This window comes from Pseudomonas sp. S3_B11, assembly GCF_054667715.1.
In genome coordinates, this window is the sequence record NZ_CP162749.1 from 5,892,892 (window position 1) to 5,907,950 (window position 15,059).

Annotated in this window: 14 protein-coding genes; 6 read left to right on the forward strand and 8 right to left on the reverse strand. The window is 63.1% G+C overall.

Annotation, left to right across the window (positions count from 1 at the left end; genetic code table 11):
• Window positions 1-2 precede the first annotated feature (2 nt).
• The 3 genes from rsmB to def all read right to left on the reverse strand — a co-directional run bounded on the left by rsmB (window position 3) and on the right by def (window position 2,847).
• Window positions 3-1,313 (reverse strand): 16S rRNA (cytosine(967)-C(5))-methyltransferase RsmB, encoded by a 1,311-nt coding sequence (gene rsmB, locus AB4O22_RS26365; RefSeq protein WP_460097475.1) that lies wholly within the window; start codon window positions 1,311-1,313, stop codon window positions 3-5.
• Complete coding sequence (gene fmt, locus AB4O22_RS26370; protein ID WP_460097477.1) at window positions 1,310-2,269, reverse strand: methionyl-tRNA formyltransferase; 960 nt, start codon at window positions 2,267-2,269, stop codon at window positions 1,310-1,312. The genes rsmB and fmt overlap by 4 nt, the downstream gene beginning before the upstream one ends.
• A 71-nt stretch (window positions 2,270-2,340) precedes the next feature.
• Window positions 2,341-2,847 carry a peptide deformylase gene (def, locus tag AB4O22_RS26375; RefSeq protein ID WP_003196300.1) on the reverse strand — a complete coding sequence of 169 codons (507 nt, stop codon included), beginning with the start codon at window positions 2,845-2,847 and terminating at the stop codon, window positions 2,341-2,343.
• A 169-nt stretch (window positions 2,848-3,016) separates the two neighbouring features.
• On the opposite strand from def, the gene AB4O22_RS26380 reads away from it, so the two are divergent.
• The 3 genes from AB4O22_RS26380 (at window position 3,017) to AB4O22_RS26390 (ending at window position 5,837) form a co-directional block, all read left to right on the forward strand.
• Window positions 3,017-4,042, forward strand: coding sequence for a LysM peptidoglycan-binding domain-containing protein (locus AB4O22_RS26380; RefSeq protein ID WP_003196298.1), 1,026 nt, complete (start codon window positions 3,017-3,019; stop codon window positions 4,040-4,042).
• A gap of 81 nt (window positions 4,043-4,123) precedes the next feature.
• The gene (dprA, locus tag AB4O22_RS26385; RefSeq protein ID WP_460097479.1) at window positions 4,124-5,218 is read left to right on the forward strand and encodes a DNA-processing protein DprA; all 1,095 of its coding nucleotides are present in this window, start codon (window positions 4,124-4,126) and stop codon (window positions 5,216-5,218) included.
• Window positions 5,219-5,279: 61 nt separating this feature from the next.
• Window positions 5,280-5,837 carry an L-threonylcarbamoyladenylate synthase type 1 TsaC gene (locus tag AB4O22_RS26390; RefSeq protein ID WP_003196294.1) on the forward strand — a complete coding sequence of 186 codons (558 nt, stop codon included), beginning with the start codon at window positions 5,280-5,282 and terminating at the stop codon, window positions 5,835-5,837.
• Between the two features lie 202 nt (window positions 5,838-6,039).
• Here AB4O22_RS26390 and AB4O22_RS26395 read toward each other — a convergent pair whose 3' ends face one another.
• On the reverse strand, window positions 6,040-7,017 hold the full coding sequence (locus AB4O22_RS26395) for an NADPH:quinone reductase (RefSeq protein ID WP_013691962.1): 978 nt from the start codon (window positions 7,015-7,017) through the stop codon (window positions 6,040-6,042).
• Window positions 7,018-7,180: 163 nt separating this feature from the next.
• On the opposite strand from AB4O22_RS26395, the gene hemF reads away from it, so the two are divergent.
• Both hemF and aroE read left to right on the forward strand, forming a co-directional pair.
• Window positions 7,181-8,095, forward strand: a complete 915-nt coding sequence (gene hemF / locus AB4O22_RS26400; RefSeq protein WP_003196290.1) for an oxygen-dependent coproporphyrinogen oxidase — start codon at window positions 7,181-7,183, stop codon at window positions 8,093-8,095.
• Window positions 8,096-8,108: 13 nt separating this feature from the next.
• A complete protein-coding gene (gene aroE / locus AB4O22_RS26405; protein ID WP_013691961.1) occupies window positions 8,109-8,930 on the forward strand; it encodes a shikimate dehydrogenase in 822 nt (273 codons plus the stop codon).
• A 129-nt stretch (window positions 8,931-9,059) separates the two neighbouring features.
• Here aroE and AB4O22_RS26410 read toward each other — a convergent pair whose 3' ends face one another.
• From AB4O22_RS26410 to betC, 3 genes are all read right to left on the reverse strand, one after another.
• Window positions 9,060-10,628: a SulP family inorganic anion transporter gene (locus AB4O22_RS26410; RefSeq protein ID WP_003196286.1), complete on the reverse strand. Its 1,569-nt coding sequence runs from the start codon at window positions 10,626-10,628 to the stop codon at window positions 9,060-9,062.
• A 189-nt stretch (window positions 10,629-10,817) separates the two neighbouring features.
• The gene (gene choX / locus AB4O22_RS26415) at window positions 10,818-11,738 is read right to left on the reverse strand and encodes a choline ABC transporter substrate-binding protein (protein WP_460097480.1); all 921 of its coding nucleotides are present in this window, start codon (window positions 11,736-11,738) and stop codon (window positions 10,818-10,820) included.
• Between the two features lie 15 nt (window positions 11,739-11,753).
• Entirely contained in the window at window positions 11,754-13,268 is a 1,515-nt protein-coding gene (gene betC / locus AB4O22_RS26420; RefSeq protein WP_460097482.1) for a choline-sulfatase, read from the reverse strand.
• Window positions 13,269-13,382: 114 nt separating this feature from the next.
• Between betC and AB4O22_RS26425 the strand changes: the two genes are divergently transcribed.
• Window positions 13,383-14,333, forward strand: a complete 951-nt coding sequence (locus tag AB4O22_RS26425; RefSeq protein WP_003196280.1) for a choline sulfate utilization transcriptional regulator — start codon at window positions 13,383-13,385, stop codon at window positions 14,331-14,333.
• 38 nt (window positions 14,334-14,371) lie between these two features.
• Here AB4O22_RS26425 and AB4O22_RS26430 read toward each other — a convergent pair whose 3' ends face one another.
• Complete coding sequence (locus AB4O22_RS26430) at window positions 14,372-15,031, reverse strand: NAD(P)-dependent oxidoreductase (protein WP_003196278.1); 660 nt, start codon at window positions 15,029-15,031, stop codon at window positions 14,372-14,374.
• Window positions 15,032-15,059 lie beyond the last annotated feature (28 nt).

The following is a 15,059-nucleotide window of genomic DNA, read 5'->3' on the forward strand; positions in this document are numbered from 1 at the left end:
TCTTAACCGCGTGCGGCGGCGATCTTGATCAGCTTGGCGTAGTAGAACCCGTCGTGCCCGCCTTCCTGGGCCAGCAACTGCCGGCCGTGAGGCTGCTTCAGGCCGGCCTGGCTGGCAATGTCCAGCTCCCGGGCGCCTGGGGTGCGGGCGAGGAAGGCTTCGATCACTTCGGTGTTCTCGGTCGGCAAGGTCGAGCAGGTGGCGTAGAGCAGCATGCCACCCACTTCCAGGGTCGGCCACAGGGCATCGAGCAGTTCGCCCTGCAACACGGCCAGCGCCGCAATGTCGTCCGGCTGGCGGGTAAGCTTGATGTCCGGATGGCGGCGGATCACGCCGGTGGCCGAGCATGGCGCGTCGAGGAGGATGCGCTGGAACGGCTTGCCGTCCCACCAGGTCGCGGTGTCGCGGCCATCGGCGGCGATCAGCTCGGCCTCCAGGCCGAGGCGTTCGAGGTTTTCCTTCACGCGCACCAGGCGCTTGGCTTCCAGATCCACCGCCACCACGCCGGCCAGCTTCGGCTCGGCCTCGAGGATGTGACAGGTCTTGCCACCCGGCGCGCAGCAAGCGTCCAACACCCGTTGACCGGGCGCCAGTTCCAGCAGGTCAGCGGCCAGTTGCGCGGCTTCGTCCTGGACGCTGATCCAGCCCTCGGTAAAGCCCGGCAGTGCGCGCACATCGCCCGGGGTTTCCAGGACGATGCCGTCGCGGCTGTACTGGCACGGAACGGCCGGGATGCCCGCCTCGCCCAGCAACGCCAGGTAGGCGTCGCGGGTATGGTGGCGACGGTTGACCCGCAGGATCATCGGCGGGTGGGCATTGTTGGCCGCGCAGATGGCTTCCCATTGCTCGGGCCAGAACGCCTTCAGGGATTTCTGCAACCAGCGCGGGTGAGCGGTGCGGACCACCGGGTCGTGCTCCAGCTCGGCCAACAGGGTTTCGCTTTCCCGCTGGGCGCGGCGCAACACGGCATTGATCAGGGCCTTGGCCCAGGGCTTTTTCAGCTTGTCGGCGCAGCCCACGGTTTCGCCGATGGCGGCGTGGGCCGGGACGCGGGTGTAGAGCAGTTGATAGAGCCCCACCAGCAGCAGCGCCTCGACGTCGGCATCGGCGGCCTTGAACGGCTTCTGCAACAGCTTCGCCGCGAGGGCCGACAGCCGCGGCTGCCAACGGGCGGTGCCGAACGCCAGGTCCTGGGTGAAACCGCGATCACGGTCTTCGACCTTGTCCAGTTGGGTCGGCAGGGAACTGTTGAGGGAGGCTTTGCCACTGAGGACGGCGGCAAGTGCCTTGGCGGCGGCCAGACGCGGGTTCATGAGGCGTCCGCCGCTTGGCCGAGAACGATGCCAACGGCAAATTTCTCACGGCGGCTGTTGAACAGGTCGCTGAAGCCCAGCGCCTTACCACCGGGCAGTTGCAGACGTGTCAGGCACAACGCCTGTGCACCGCAGGCAACGACGAGGCCGTCCTTGCTGGCGCTGAGGATTTCACCCGGCGCGCCTTTCCCTTCGGCGCAGCTGGCCGCCAGCACTTTCAGGGCTTCGCCGTTCAAGGTGCTGTGGCAGATCGGCCAAGGGTTGAAGGCGCGTACAAGGCGCTCCAGCTCAACGGCTGGGCGGCTCCAGTCGATGCGGGCTTCGTCCTTGTTCAGTTTGTGCGCGTAAGTGGCGAGGCGGTCATCCTGCACGTCGCCCTCCAAGGTGCCAGCGGCCAGGCCGGCAATGGCTTGGACCACCGCTGGCGGGCCGATCAGCGCGAGGCGGTCGTGCAGGCTGCCACCGGTGTCGTCGGTGCTGATGGGCGTACTGACCTTGAGCAGCATCGGCCCGGTGTCCAGGCCGGCCTCCATGCGCATCACGGTCACGCCGCTCTCGGCATCGCCCGCTTCCACGGCGCGCTGGATCGGCGCGGCACCGCGCCAGCGCGGCAGCAGCGAGGCGTGGCTGTTGATGCAACCCAGGCGCGGGATATCCAGCACCACTTGGGGCAGGATCAGGCCGTAGGCGACCACCACCATCAAGTCTGGCTTGAGCGCCGCCAGTTCGGCCTGGGCCTGTGCATCGCGCAGGGTCGGCGGCTGCAACACCTCGATACCGTGCTCCAGGGCCAGTTGCTTGACCGGGCTGGGCATCAGTTTTTGCCCGCGACCGGCCGGCCGGTCCGGTTGGGTGTAGACCGCGACGATTTCGTGGGGGCTGGCCAGCAGGGCCTTGAGGTGTTCGGCGGCAAATTCGGGAGTGCCGGCAAAGACGATGCGCAGTGGCTCAGTCATGGGTAGCTCTCAATTACAAAGCAGTCGCAAAAAGAAAAAGGCTTGCCGCGGCAAGCCTTTGAAGGGGGGCATCAAGCATTCTGGCGATGAAGTTTTTCCAGTTTTTTCTTGATGCGGTCACGCTTGAGGGTAGACAGGTAATCCACGAACAACTTGCCGTTGAGGTGGTCACACTCGTGCTGGATGCACACGGCCAGCAAGCCTTCGGCGATCAGTTCATATGGCTGGCCGTCACGGTCCAGGGCCTTGATCTTGACCTTCTGTGGGCGGTCGACGTTTTCGTAGAAGCCCGGCACCGAGAGGCAGCCTTCCTGGTATTGGTCCATCTCGTCGGTCAGGGTTTCGAACTCGGGGTTGATGAACACCCGCGGCTCGCTGCGGTCTTCGGAGAGGTCCATGACGACGATACGCTTGTGCACGTTGACCTGGGTCGCGGCGAGGCCGATGCCTGGCGCTTCATACATTGTTTCAAACATGTCATCGACCAACTGACGCACTTCGTCGTCCACTACGGCCACTGGTTTGGCGATAGTGCGCAGGCGCGGGTCCGGAAATTCGAGAATGTTCAAAATGGCCATAAGCTTGATAAATGCACGTGTGAGGTAAAGTCGGGTGGCTGGCCTGGCGTGTCTTGGGATGCAGGCTACCGTTGTAAAACGTTGCTCTTGTGGAGAATAGCTCCTTAAGCAGCGAGCCACGGGGGCTCTGGCGTTTTACGCGAACGCACATAATAAAGGGATTCACCGCATGAGGAAATCACTACTCGCCCTGCTGCTCCTGGCCTCGGCCGGGATCGCGCACGGGCAAGTGCAACTTCGGGAAGGTTTTCCCCAGCAATACACGGTGGTGACGGGGGACACGCTGTGGGACATTTCCGGCAAGTACCTGCGCGAGCCGTGGAAATGGCCCGAGCTGTGGCAGGCCAACCCGCAGATCGAAAACCCCAACCTGATTTATCCGGGCGACACCCTGTCGCTGGTCTACGTCAACGGCCAGCCGCGCCTGACCCTCAATCGCGGCGCCTCGCGCGGCACCATCAAACTGTCGCCGCGCATTCGCAGCTCGCCAGTGGCCGACGCCATCCCGAGCATTCCACTGCAAGCCATCAACAGCTTCCTGCTGAGCAACCGCATCGTCGACACGCCTGAGGATTTCAACAAGGCCCCCTACGTCGTCGCCGGCAATGCCGAACGGGTGCTCAGTGGCATGGGGGATCGGGTCTTTGCCCGTGGCTCGTTCGATGCGAACCAGACGGCGTACGGCATCTTTCGCCAGGGCAAGGTCTACACCGACCCCGAGACCAAGGAATTCCTGGGCATCAACGCCGACGACATCGGCGGCGGCGAGGTGGTCGCCACCGAGGGCGATGTCACTACCCTGGCCCTGCAACGCACCACCCAGGAAGTGCGCCTGGGTGATCGTTTGTTCAGCGGCGAAGAGCGCTCGATCAACTCGACGTTCATGCCCAGCGCGCCGAAATCGGACATCCACGGGTTGATCCTGGACGTGCCGCGAGGCGTGACCCAGATCGGCGCGCTGGACGTGGTCACCCTGAACAAGGGCCGGCGCGACGGGCTGGCCGAAGGCAATGTGCTGGCGGTGATGAAGACCGGTGAAACCGTACGCGACCGCATTACGGGCGAGCGGGTGAAGATCCCCGATGAGCGCGCCGGCCTGCTGATGGTTTTCCGCACCTACGACAAGCTCAGCTATGGCCTGGTGCTGTACGCATCGCGCTCGTTGGCGGTGCTCGACAAGGTCCGTAATCCGTAACGGTTCTCACAAGTTACCAACAGAGTTATCCACAGCTTGTTCCCGTTTGAACGGGGCTCATAACGATCAAGGATTGATCACATGCCACTGCCTGAATCTGCTTCGGTTCCGCCTGCGGAACTGGAGGCCCGTCTGCGCTTGCATCGCTTGCCAGACGTGGGACCTAAACGTTTCATGACGCTGATGGAGGCCTTTGGCTCAGCGTCCAAAGCCATCAGCGCACCGGCCAGCGCCTGGCGGGCGCTGGGGTTGCCCGCCACGTGTGCCGAGGCCCGACGCGCCCCGGAAATACGCGACGGCGCCGCCCACGCATTGGCCTGGCTAGAGGGTCCGGCCCAGCATTTACTGATGTGGGACCAACCCGACTACCCGGCGCTGCTGGCGCAGATCAGCGACGCGCCGCCGCTGCTGTTCGTCGCTGGCGACCCCTCGATCCTGGAAAAACCCCAGCTGGCGATGGTCGGCAGTCGGCGGGCATCGCGGCCGGGCATGGACACTGCCGCGGCGTTTTCCCGAAGCCTGGCCGGGGCCGGTTTTGTCATCACCAGCGGCCTGGCCCTGGGCATCGATGCGGCGGCCCATCAGGCGGCGCTGGATGTTGGCGGGCGCACCGTCGGCGTGTTGGGCACCGGTCTGGAAAATTTTTATCCACAGCGCAATCGTCGGCTGGCGGACGCGATGATTGCCCAGGGCAGCGCGGTGTTGTCGGAGTTCCCGTTGGACGCACCGCCCCACGCCAGCAACTTTCCGCGGCGCAACCGGATCATCAGCGGCTTGTCCCTGGGCGTGCTGGTGGTAGAGGCCAGTGTCGCCAGCGGCTCACTGATCACCGCGCGACTGGCGGCGGAACAGGGTCGCGAGGTGTACGCCATTCCTGGATCGATCCATCACCCCGGGGCCCGAGGCTGCCATCAACTGATCCGCGACGGTGCGGCGCTGGTGGAAACCGTCGAGCATATCCTCGAAGCGCTGCGCGGTTGGCAGCGGTTGCCGCCGGCCTCGGAGCCCGTGCCCGTGACCCATCCGCTGCTGCGCCTGCTGCATGCCGCGCCGCTGAGCAGTGAGGCGCTGGCCGACGCCAGTGGCTGGGGCTTGCCCAAAGTGCTGGCGGCGTTGACCGAACTGGAGATGGAAGGACGCGCCACCTGCGACAACGGACGCTGGTTTGCGCGCTAGGTTTTATGGGGAAGATCGGTAAACTGCCCACAGCCTTATTTGCGTTGCGGGAGAATCTTTCATGGTCAACAGTTGGCGTGTGCAACAAGCCGCGCGAGAAATTCGTGCCGGGGCGGTGATTGCCTATCCAACCGAAGCGGTCTGGGGCCTGGGTTGTGACCCATGGAACGAGGAGGCGGTGGAACGCCTGCTGGCGATCAAGTCGCGGCTGCCCGACAAAGGCCTGATCCTGGTGGCTGACAACATCCACCAGTTCGACTTCCTGTTCGAAGACTTCCCCGATACCTGGATGGACCGCATGGCCAGCACCTGGCCGGGGCCCAATACCTGGCTGGTGCCGCACCAGAACCTGCTGCCGGAATGGATCACCGGGGTGCACGACACCGTCGCCCTGCGGGTCAGCGATCATCCCACCGTGCGCGACTTGTGCTCGCTGGTCGGGCCGCTGGTGTCCACCTCGGCCAACCCCCAAGGACGCCCGGCGGCGCGCACGCGGATTCGCGTCGAGCAGTATTTCCGCGGGCAGATCGACCTGGTGCTGGGCGGCAACCTGGGCGGGCGCAAGAACCCCAGCGTGATTCGCGACCTGGCTACTGGCAAGGTCGTGCGCCCGGACTGATACCGCGTCATCGTTCATCGCGGGCAAGCCTTGCTCCCACAGAGTAAAACCTGTGGGAGATCTACCTCCACAGAGCATGGCCTGTGGGAGCATGGCCTACTTCCACAGAACATACTCTGTGGGAACATGGCCTACTTCCACAGAACATACCCTGTGGGAGCATGGCTTGCCCGCGATGAGGCCATCACAAACACCCTGTAATTCAAGGCAGGAGAACGGTCGACCCCGTCGTGCGCCGCGCCGATAACTCGGTATGAGCCTTGGCCGCTTCCGCCAGTGGATAACGCTGGTTGATATCCACTTTGATCTTGCCGCTGCTGATCATCCCGAACAGCTCGTCGGCCATGCGCTGCAGGTTTTCGGCGTTGTTGGCGTAAGTCGCCAGGGTCGGGCGGGTGACGTAGAGCGAGCCCTTGGCCGCGAGGATCCCCAGGTTCACACCGTCCACCGCACCTGAAGCATTGCCGAAGCTCACCACCAGGCCACGGGGGGCGACGCTGTCCAGGGAGGTCAACCAAGTGTCCTTGCCAACTCCGTCGTACACCACGGGCACCTTCTTGCCGTCAGTCAATTCCAGCACCCGCTGTGCGACGTTTTCCTTGCTGTAGTCGATAGTTGCCCACGCGCCGTGGGCTTTGGCGATGGCGGCCTTTTCCGGCGAGCTGACGGTGCCGATCAGCTTCACGCCCAAGGCCTTGGCCCACTGGCAGGCCAGGGAGCCCACACCACCAGCAGCGGCGTGGAACAGGATGGTCTCGCCGCCCTTGAGTTCATAGGTCTGGCGCAGCAGATATTGCACGGTCAGGCCCTTGAGCATCACGCCGGCCGCCTGTTCGAAACTGATGGATTCGGGCAGATGAACCAGGTTGGCCTCGGGCAACACATGCACATCGCTGTAGGCCCCCAGCGGACCGCTGCCGTACGCCACTCGGTCGCCGACCTTGAACCGCTTGACGTCCGAGCCGATCGCCTCGACCACGCCCGCGCCCTCGGCACCCAGGCCCGATGGCAATGCCGGTGGCGGATAAAGACCGCTGCGGTAGTAAGTGTCGATGAAATTCAGGCCGATCGCCTTATTGCTGACGCGCACCTGCTGCGGGCCGGGCTCGGCAGGCGAGTAATCGACGTACTCGAGCACTTCGGGACCGCCGTGGGAACTGAACTGGATACGTTTGGCCATCTTCACTTTCTCCTTGTCGCAGGACTTTTACCAAGCCTGCTATCGGACTCCTAAGCTTGACCGTCGTCAACTGTGGTGTGGGCAAGTGCGGTGGTATCCTGTGCGCCCATTTGCCACCGGCCCGCCATACGCCGCGTAGCGTAGCCCTGATCAAGGTGATGTCATGTCCACTCGCACCGAGGCCGTGAAAGCCTACCTGCTCGACCTGCAAGACCGTATCTGCACCGCCCTGGAAACCGAAGACGGCGGCACTCGCTTCGTCGAAGATGCCTGGACCCGGCCGGCCGGTGGTGGCGGTCGCACGCGGGTGATCGAGAACGGCACGGTGATCGAAAAGGGCGGCGTCAACTTTTCCCACGTCTTCGGCAGCGGCCTGCCACCCTCAGCCAGCGCCCATCGGCCAGAACTGGCCGGGCGCGGCTTCGAAGCCTTGGGTGTGTCGCTGGTGATCCACCCGCACAACCCGCACGTGCCAACCTCCCACGCCAACGTGCGCTTCTTCATCGCCGAAAAGGAAGGCGAAGAACCCGTCTGGTGGTTTGGTGGCGGCTTCGACCTGACGCCTTACTACGGCGTCGAGGAAGACTGCGTCCATTGGCACCGTGTCGCCGAGCAGGCCTGCGCGCCATTCGGCCCCGAGGTGTACCCGCGCTACAAAGCCTGGTGCGACAGCTATTTCCACCTCAAGCATCGCAACGAGCCCCGAGGCATCGGTGGCCTGTTTTTCGACGACCTGAACGCGTGGGATTTCGACACCTGCTTCGCCTTCATCCGCGCCATCGGCGACGCCTACATCGATGCCTACCTGCCGATCGTGCGCCGCCGCAAGCACGACGCGTTCACCGCCAAACAGCGGGAATTCCAGGAATACCGTCGTGGGCGCTACGTGGAATTCAACCTGGTCTACGACCGCGGCACCCTGTTCGGGCTGCAATCGGGTGGACGTACCGAATCGATCCTGATGTCCCTGCCACCGCAAGTGCGCTGGGGCTACGACTGGAAAGCCGAACCGGGCAGCGAAGAAGCGCGGCTGACCGAGTACTTCCTGCAGGATCGCGATTGGCTGGCGACGGCCTGAACGAGGATTATCCATGGACCGCTACGTTGTAATGGGTAACCCGATCGGCCACAGCAAGTCGCCGTTGATCCATCGCCTGTTTGCCGAGCAGACCGGGCAAACCCTGGACTACAGCACGCTGCTGGCGCCCTTGGAGGATTTCGCCGGTTGCGCCCGAGAATTTTTCCGCGAGGGGCGTGGGGCAAACGTCACGGTGCCGTTCAAGGAAGACGCCTTCCGCCTGGCCGACAGCCTGACCGAGCGGGCCCAGCGGGCCGGGGCGGTCAATACGTTGAGCAAACTGGCCGACGGTCGCCTGCTGGGTGACAACACCGACGGCGCCGGGCTGGTCCGGGACCTGACCGTCAACGCCGGCTTCAGCCTCAAGGGCAAGCGCATCCTGTTGCTCGGGGCCGGCGGCGCGGTGCGCGGTGCCCTGGAACCGTTGCTGGCCGAAGCGCCGGCCTCGGTGATCATCGCCAATCGCACGGTGGAAAAGGCCGAATTGCTGGCCGAGTTGTTCGCCGACCTGGGCCCGGTTTCCGCCAGCGGGTTCGACTGGCTGCAAGAACCGGTGGACCTGGTCATCAACGCCACCTCCGCGAGCCTGTCGGGGGATGTACCGCCGATTGCCGCCAGCTTGATCGAGCCCGGCAAGACGGTTTGCTACGACATGATGTACGGCAAGGAACCGACCTCGTTCTGCCGTTGGGCCAAGGAACACGGTGCGGCGGTGGCGATGGATGGCCTGGGCATGCTCGCCGAACAGGCAGGTGAAGCGTTCTACCTGTGGCGCGGGGTACGCCCGGACACCGCGCCAGTACTTGCCGAGCTGCGCCGCCAACTGGCGCTTTAAGCTCCTGTGGGAGCAAAGCTTGCTCGCGAAGCAGGCGCCTCGGTTTCCAAAAGACCGCGTCGCATTCATCGCGAGCAAGCTTTGCTCCCACAAGTCCTCTTGCACCAAATTTTGTGTGCCTGAACCTTTTCAGTCTTCGAAATGAATCGGGCACTTCTGCGCCCCCTCCAGCTTCAACAACTCCTCCACCACCTGGGGCCGGGCCATGCGCAAGGTCAGGCTACGGCCCTGGCTGCGCAGGCGCCGGGCTTCCTGGTGGAGCATTTCCACCCCGGAATAATCGATGAAGTTGATCTGCTGGGCATCGATTACCACCCGCTGCGCCTGCAACCGTTGCAGGCGCGCTTGCAGGTAATGGCTGGCGCCGAAAAAGATCGAGCCGCCGACCCGCAGGATCTCCGCCTCCCCTTCGCGAAAATGCTGCACCCGCGGCTGTGAAGTGCGCTTGAGGTAAAAGAACAGCGAGGCCAGTACGCCGGCGTAGATGGCGGTTTGCAGCTCCAGCAGCAACGTGGCCAGGCAGGTCAGGCTCATCACCACAAATTCGGCACGGCTCACGCGGTACAACGCCCGGATACCGCGGTGGTCCACCAGTCCCCAGGCGATCAACAAAATGCTGCCGGCCATGGCCGGAATCGGAATGTGCGCAATCAGGTTCGCCCCGGCGACCGCAAACAACGCCACCCACAAGGCCGAGAACACCCCGGCCAGGGGCGAGCAGGCCCCGGCGTCATAGCTGAGGCCGGAACGGGTAAAGGAACCGGCCGACAATGATCCGGAGAAAAATCCGCCAACGATGTTGGAAAGCCCCTGCGCCCTCACCTCCTGGTTCGCATCGAGCAATTGCCCGGAACGTACCGCCAGCGAGCGGGCGATGGACAGGCTGGTGACCAGCCCGAGCATGCCCACCGCAACCGCCCCGGGCAGCAGGCGCAGGATCAGCTCCAGGTCCAACGGCAACAGCGTGAGCGGGGGCAGGCGCCCGGCAAAGGCACTGACCAACGCCACATGCGCGAACATCGCCGGCCACAACCAGACCACCAGGCTGCTGATGACTAAAGTTATCAACAGGCTCGGCCAACGCGGCAGCAGGCGCTTGAGCACCACGCCCAGGACCAGGGTCCCCAAGCCCAGCAGCAGCGATGGCTTATCCACAGCCCCGATGTGGTCGACCAGCATCAGCAGCCCCCTCAACGCCGTGGCTTCGTTCGGCAGGTCGAGGCCCAGCAGGTTCGGCAACTGCCCCAGGGCAATCACCACCGCCGCGCCCAGGGTGAAACCCAGCACCACCGAATGCGAGACGAAATTCACCAGCGCACCGAAACGCAGCAGTCCCAGCAACCATTGAAAAATGCCCGCCAACACCGTCAGTAGCAGGATCAAGGTGATGTAGTCCTGGCTGGCGGGGACGGCCAGCGGACTGACGGTGGCGTACAAGACGATGGAAATCGCCGCCGTGGGGCCGCAGATCAGGTGCCACGACGAACCCCACAGGCAGGCGATGAGCACCGGCACGATCGCCGCATACAAGCCGTACTCCGGTGGCAAACCGGCAATCAGGGCGTAGGCAATGGACTGCGGCAACGCGAGAATCGCGCCGCTCAGGCCGACGATCAGGTCACGGCCGACACTGGCGCGGGTCTGCCGGGGCAGCCAGCTCAGGAAGGGAAAGAGTGAACGGCGCGTGGGGATTGCCATGGGGCCTCAAGGATGGGGTTTGCAAGCAAGGGTATCAGGACAAGGCACTGTTCTCCCTGTGGCGAGGGGATTTATGTGGGAGCAAAGCTTGCTCGCGAAATAGGCACCTCGGTCTCTGAAAGACCGAGTTGTCTTCATCGCGGGCAAGCCTTGCTCCCACAATAATCCCCTTGCGACAGTGCTCCGCCGTCAGAGCTTGGCCTTCACCGCCGCCAGCGCATCCTTGCCATCCATCGTCTTCACACCGTCCAGCCATTTATCCAGGACCGCCGGGTTGGCCTTGATCCAGGCCTTGGCCGCATCGGCGTTGCTGACCTTGTTGTTCACCACCTCGGCCATGATGCTGTTTTCCATATCCTGGGTGAAGCTCAGGTTGGTCAGCAGCTTGCCCACGTTCGGGCAGGCCTGTGCATAACCTTTGCGGGTCAGGGTGTAGACACTGCCCGTGTCGCCAAAGTATTTCTCGCCGCCCTTGAGGTAGTGCATTTTCAGTTGCATGTTCATCGGGTGCGGGGTCCAGCCGAGGAAGGTCACGAATTTCTGTTTCTTCACCGCCCGGGAGACTTCCGCCAGCATCGCCTGCTCGCTGGACTCCACCAGTTTCCACTCGCCCATGCCGAAGTCATTGGTCTTGATGATTTCTTTCAGGGAGAGGTTGGCCGGGGCGCCGGAGCCGATGCCGTAGATCTTCTTGTCGAACTTGTCGGCGAATTTGTTCAGGTCGGCAAAGTTATGCACACCGGCGTCCCAGACGTAGTCCGGGACCGCCAGGGTGAATTCGGTGCCGTCCAGGTTCTTGGCCAGTTGCGTGACGTCGCCGTTGGCCACGAACTTGTCATAAAAGCCCTGCTGTGCCGGCATCCAGTTACCCAAAAACACATCCACCTGGCCATCCTTGAGGCCACCGAAGGTGATCGGCACCGCGAGGGTGTCGACCTTGGCCTTGTAGCCCATCCCGTCCAGCAGGAAGCCGGTGATGGCATTGGTGGCGGCGATATCGCTCCAGCCCGGGTCGGCCATCTTCACCGTTTCGCAGCTTTGCTCGGCCCAGGCCGAAACACTGCTCAACGCCAACAGTCCAGCGGTCAGTACTGTGGATAACTTTTGCATGGCTTGCCCCTTACGTTATTGGTTTTGGCAGGGTTGTGGATAACGGGCCTTGCGCTCCAGATCGTCGAGGTCGATGTGGTTACGCATGTACTGCTGGCTGGCGTCCACCAGCGGCTGGTGATCCCAGCTCTTGAGTTTGCCCAGGGTCAGCGCCTGGGCGACGAAACGGCGGCGCCGCTGGCTGGCGAGCACCTGTTGATGAATAGCCGGGAGGTCCCACTTGGCACGCGCTTCGGCGAGAAAATCGGCGAACAGGGTTTGATGCTCAGGGGATTGGCTGAGATTTTCCAGTTCCTTGGGATCGTTGCGCACGTCGAACAGCAGGCACGGGTCATCTTCGCTATAGATGAATTTCCACGGGCCGCGACGAATCATCATCAACGGGCTGATGGTGCCTTCGGCCATATATTCACCGAAGACTTCGTCATGCCCGCCCTGCCCTTGCAGATGCGGCACCAGCGAACGGCCATCCAGCGGCAAGCCCGGTTCCAGCGTGCCGCCGGCCAGCTCGACCAGGGTTGGCAGCAAGTCGGCGGTGGACACCGCCGCGCTCACCCGGCCGCTGGCGAACTGCCCCGGTGCGCTGATGAGCAACGGTACGCGGGCAGCCATTTCGAACCAGTGCATTTTGTACCAGAGGCCCTTTTCGCCGAGCATGTCCCCGTGATCGCCGGAGAACACGATGATCGTGTCGTCCAGTAGACCGGTGTCTTCCAAGGTCTGCAGCAGCTTGCCGACATTGCTGTCAATGTAGCTGCACGCGCCGAAATAGGCGCGGCGGGCATCCCGAATCTTATCCACAGGCAGTGGCTTGTCCCACAGGTCATAGACCTTCAGCAGCCGCTGGGAATGTGGGTCGAGCGCCGTTTGTGCCGGGGTCTGCGGCAAAGGAATATCGTTGTCGTCATACAAATCCCAGAACGCCTTGGGAATCGTGTACGGGTCGTGTGGGTGCGTCATCGATACGGTGAGGCAAAACGGCTGGTCGCCGTCCTCGCGGATATGGTCGAACAGGTACTGCTGTGCCTTGAACACCACTTCTTCATCGAAATCCAGCTGGTTGGTGCGCACGCACGGCCCGGCCTGCAACACCGAGGACATGTTGTGGTACCAGCTCGGCCGCACGTCCGGCTCGTCCCAGTTCACCGACCAGCCGTAGTCGGCCGGGTAAATGTCGCTGGTCAGGCGTTCTTCGTAGCCGTGCAGTTGGTCCGGCCCACAAAAATGCATCTTGCCGGACAGCGCCGTGCGGTAGCCGAGGCGGCGCAAGTAGTGGGCGTAAGTCGGCACGTCCGCAGGGAAATCCGCCGCGTTGTCGTAGGCGCCGATCTTGCTCGGCAACTGGCCGCTCACCAGGGTAAAACGCGACGGTGCGCACAGCGGGCTGTTGCAATAGGCGGCATCGAACACCACGCCCTCGGCGGCCAGGCGCGACAGGTTCGGCAACTTGATCGGCGAAGGACCGTAGATCGGCAACATTGGCGCGGCCATTTGATCGGCCATGATGAAAAGAATGTTCTTGCGCTTCATGTATTCGCGGCATTCCATAGTAGGCAGTTATGCGACATTGCTGCGATTGAGCATGTAGCCCGCGGGTTTTGGGGTAAAGCCCATGCAGGATAATGACTAGGATAAGCACAGCTTATGTATGACGCCCTGGGTAACCTGTCCCTGGAACTGTTCCGCGCCTTTGAAGCCGCGGCGCGCCAACAAAGCTTTACCGCGGCGGCGATTGAGCTGGGCACCACGCAACCGGCCATCAGCCAGCAGATCAAGCGCCTGGAAGAGCAACTGGGTACGCGGTTGTTCGACCGCATCTACCGCGGCATCGAACTGACCGAGGCCGGGACGATCCTGTTCGAACAAGTACAGGCCGGCTTGCAAAGCATCGATGCAGGGCTGAGCGCGATCACCGCCCAACACCAGCATGAGGTGTTGCAGGTGGCCACGGACTTCGCCTTTGCCGCCTACTGGCTGATGCCGCGCCTGCATCGCTTTCACGCCGCCAACCCGCAGGTGGACGTCAGCCTGGTGACCAGCGAACGCAACCACAACATGCTGCGCACCGATATCGACGTTGCCGTATTGTTCGGCGACGGTCGCTTCAAACAAGGCGAAAGTCGCTGGCTGTTCAGCGAAGAAGTTTTTCCGGTGTGCAGCCCGCTGCTGCTCAAGGATCGTCCCCTGCCCTTGTCCGCCCAGGCCTTGGCAGAGTTTCCCTTGCTGCACCTGCGTGCGGGCAACAGCAACAGCTGGTTCGAATGGAGCGGCGTATTCCGCGAGCTGGGCATCACGTCACCACCGGCCCCAGGGCAGTTGCGCTTCGACAACTACACGCTACTCATCCAGGCCGCGATTGGCGGCCAGGGCGTCGCCATCGGCTGGCGGCACCTTGTGGATAACTTATTGGCCCAGGGGCTGCTGTGTCGTCCGATCGCTGAAACGGTGCTCTCGCGGCTGGGGTATTACGTGGTCTTGCCCCAGCGTAAACGCCGCGGTGTGTTGATCAGGCAATTCGTCGATTGGCTGATGGAAGAACAGGTCAACAGTGCCGAATCGCTCACGGGGCTACCGTTGCCTTCCATTGCTGTTTGAAAAGATCGTGCGAACGCGGCCCGAGCCTTCGGCAGCTCCTACATGGCGGCCACGAAGCTGACGTGCTCGCCCACGTGCAGGTTCAGGCGCAGCTCATCGGCGATGCCGACCGCGACCCGGTTGAGTCGCTCCAGGGATTCGGCCATGCCGGGTTCGAGGCTGGTGCTGACCTGGCTGAAATGTTCGATGCCCAAGCCAGGTGCGGCATAGGGTGCGTTGATCAAGGTCCACTGCAAGGTGCTGTTCTTCAGGGCATCGAGCACTTCTTCGGCGGCATGGCGCTGCAAATCGTCGTCCGTCGGCTCCTCGTCGAGCATCGCAAAGTCGCCCACCAGGAACAGCCGGGGAATATTCACCGCCTGCATGCCGGCGATCAGTGCATCCACGGCCAATACTTGCTCCACCGGGCCGGGAATCAATGTTCGCTCCACTTGTTCGCTGTTCATCGGCAGCCCCGGCGCGTTCAGCAGACACACCACGGCGCTGGCACCGGCAACACTTTGCTTGACCCGCTCGGGATCGAACAGATCACCGGTCTTGGTCCGCAGGCCCGGGCGTGGAGCCAGGGCAGTAAGATCGTCGAGAATGGCGATGACTTCGTGCTGGCGCCGCAGCATTTCAGCCATCAACGCACTGCCGAGGCTGCTCATGGCACCATAGAGCACCACTTTGATGACCGGGGTTTCGGCGTTTTTCATGGCTGCGTTCCTCTTTATCCCGCGTGTA

Bases quoted from the DNA above. Each gene is read 5' to 3' on its own strand.
- def (WP_003196300.1), bottom strand. From the start codon at position 2,847: ATGGCCATTTTGAACATTCTCGAATTTCCGGACCCGCGCCTGCGCACT.
- AB4O22_RS26410 (WP_003196286.1), bottom strand. From the start codon at position 10,628: ATGGCAATCCCCACGCGCCGTTCACTCTTTCCCTTCCTGAGCTGGCTG.
- AB4O22_RS26395 (WP_013691962.1), bottom strand. From the start codon at position 7,017: ATGGCCAAACGTATCCAGTTCAGTTCCCACGGCGGTCCCGAAGTGCTC.
- aroE (WP_013691961.1), top strand. From the start codon at position 8,109: ATGGACCGCTACGTTGTAATGGGTAACCCGATCGGCCACAGCAAGTCG.
- betC (WP_460097482.1), bottom strand. From the start codon at position 13,268: ATGAAGCGCAAGAACATTCTTTTCATCATGGCCGATCAAATGGCCGCG.
- hemF (WP_003196290.1), top strand. From the start codon at position 7,181: ATGTCCACTCGCACCGAGGCCGTGAAAGCCTACCTGCTCGACCTGCAA.
- dprA (WP_460097479.1), top strand. From the start codon at position 4,124: ATGCCACTGCCTGAATCTGCTTCGGTTCCGCCTGCGGAACTGGAGGCC.
- AB4O22_RS26430 (WP_003196278.1), bottom strand. From the start codon at position 15,031: ATGAAAAACGCCGAAACCCCGGTCATCAAAGTGGTGCTCTATGGTGCC.
- AB4O22_RS26425 (WP_003196280.1), top strand. From the start codon at position 13,383: ATGTATGACGCCCTGGGTAACCTGTCCCTGGAACTGTTCCGCGCCTTT.
- choX (WP_460097480.1), bottom strand. From the start codon at position 11,738: ATGCAAAAGTTATCCACAGTACTGACCGCTGGACTGTTGGCGTTGAGC.
- AB4O22_RS26380 (WP_003196298.1), top strand. From the start codon at position 3,017: ATGAGGAAATCACTACTCGCCCTGCTGCTCCTGGCCTCGGCCGGGATC.
- rsmB (WP_460097475.1), bottom strand. From the start codon at position 1,313: ATGAACCCGCGTCTGGCCGCCGCCAAGGCACTTGCCGCCGTCCTCAGT.
- fmt (WP_460097477.1), bottom strand. From the start codon at position 2,269: ATGACTGAGCCACTGCGCATCGTCTTTGCCGGCACTCCCGAATTTGCC.
- AB4O22_RS26390 (WP_003196294.1), top strand. From the start codon at position 5,280: ATGGTCAACAGTTGGCGTGTGCAACAAGCCGCGCGAGAAATTCGTGCC.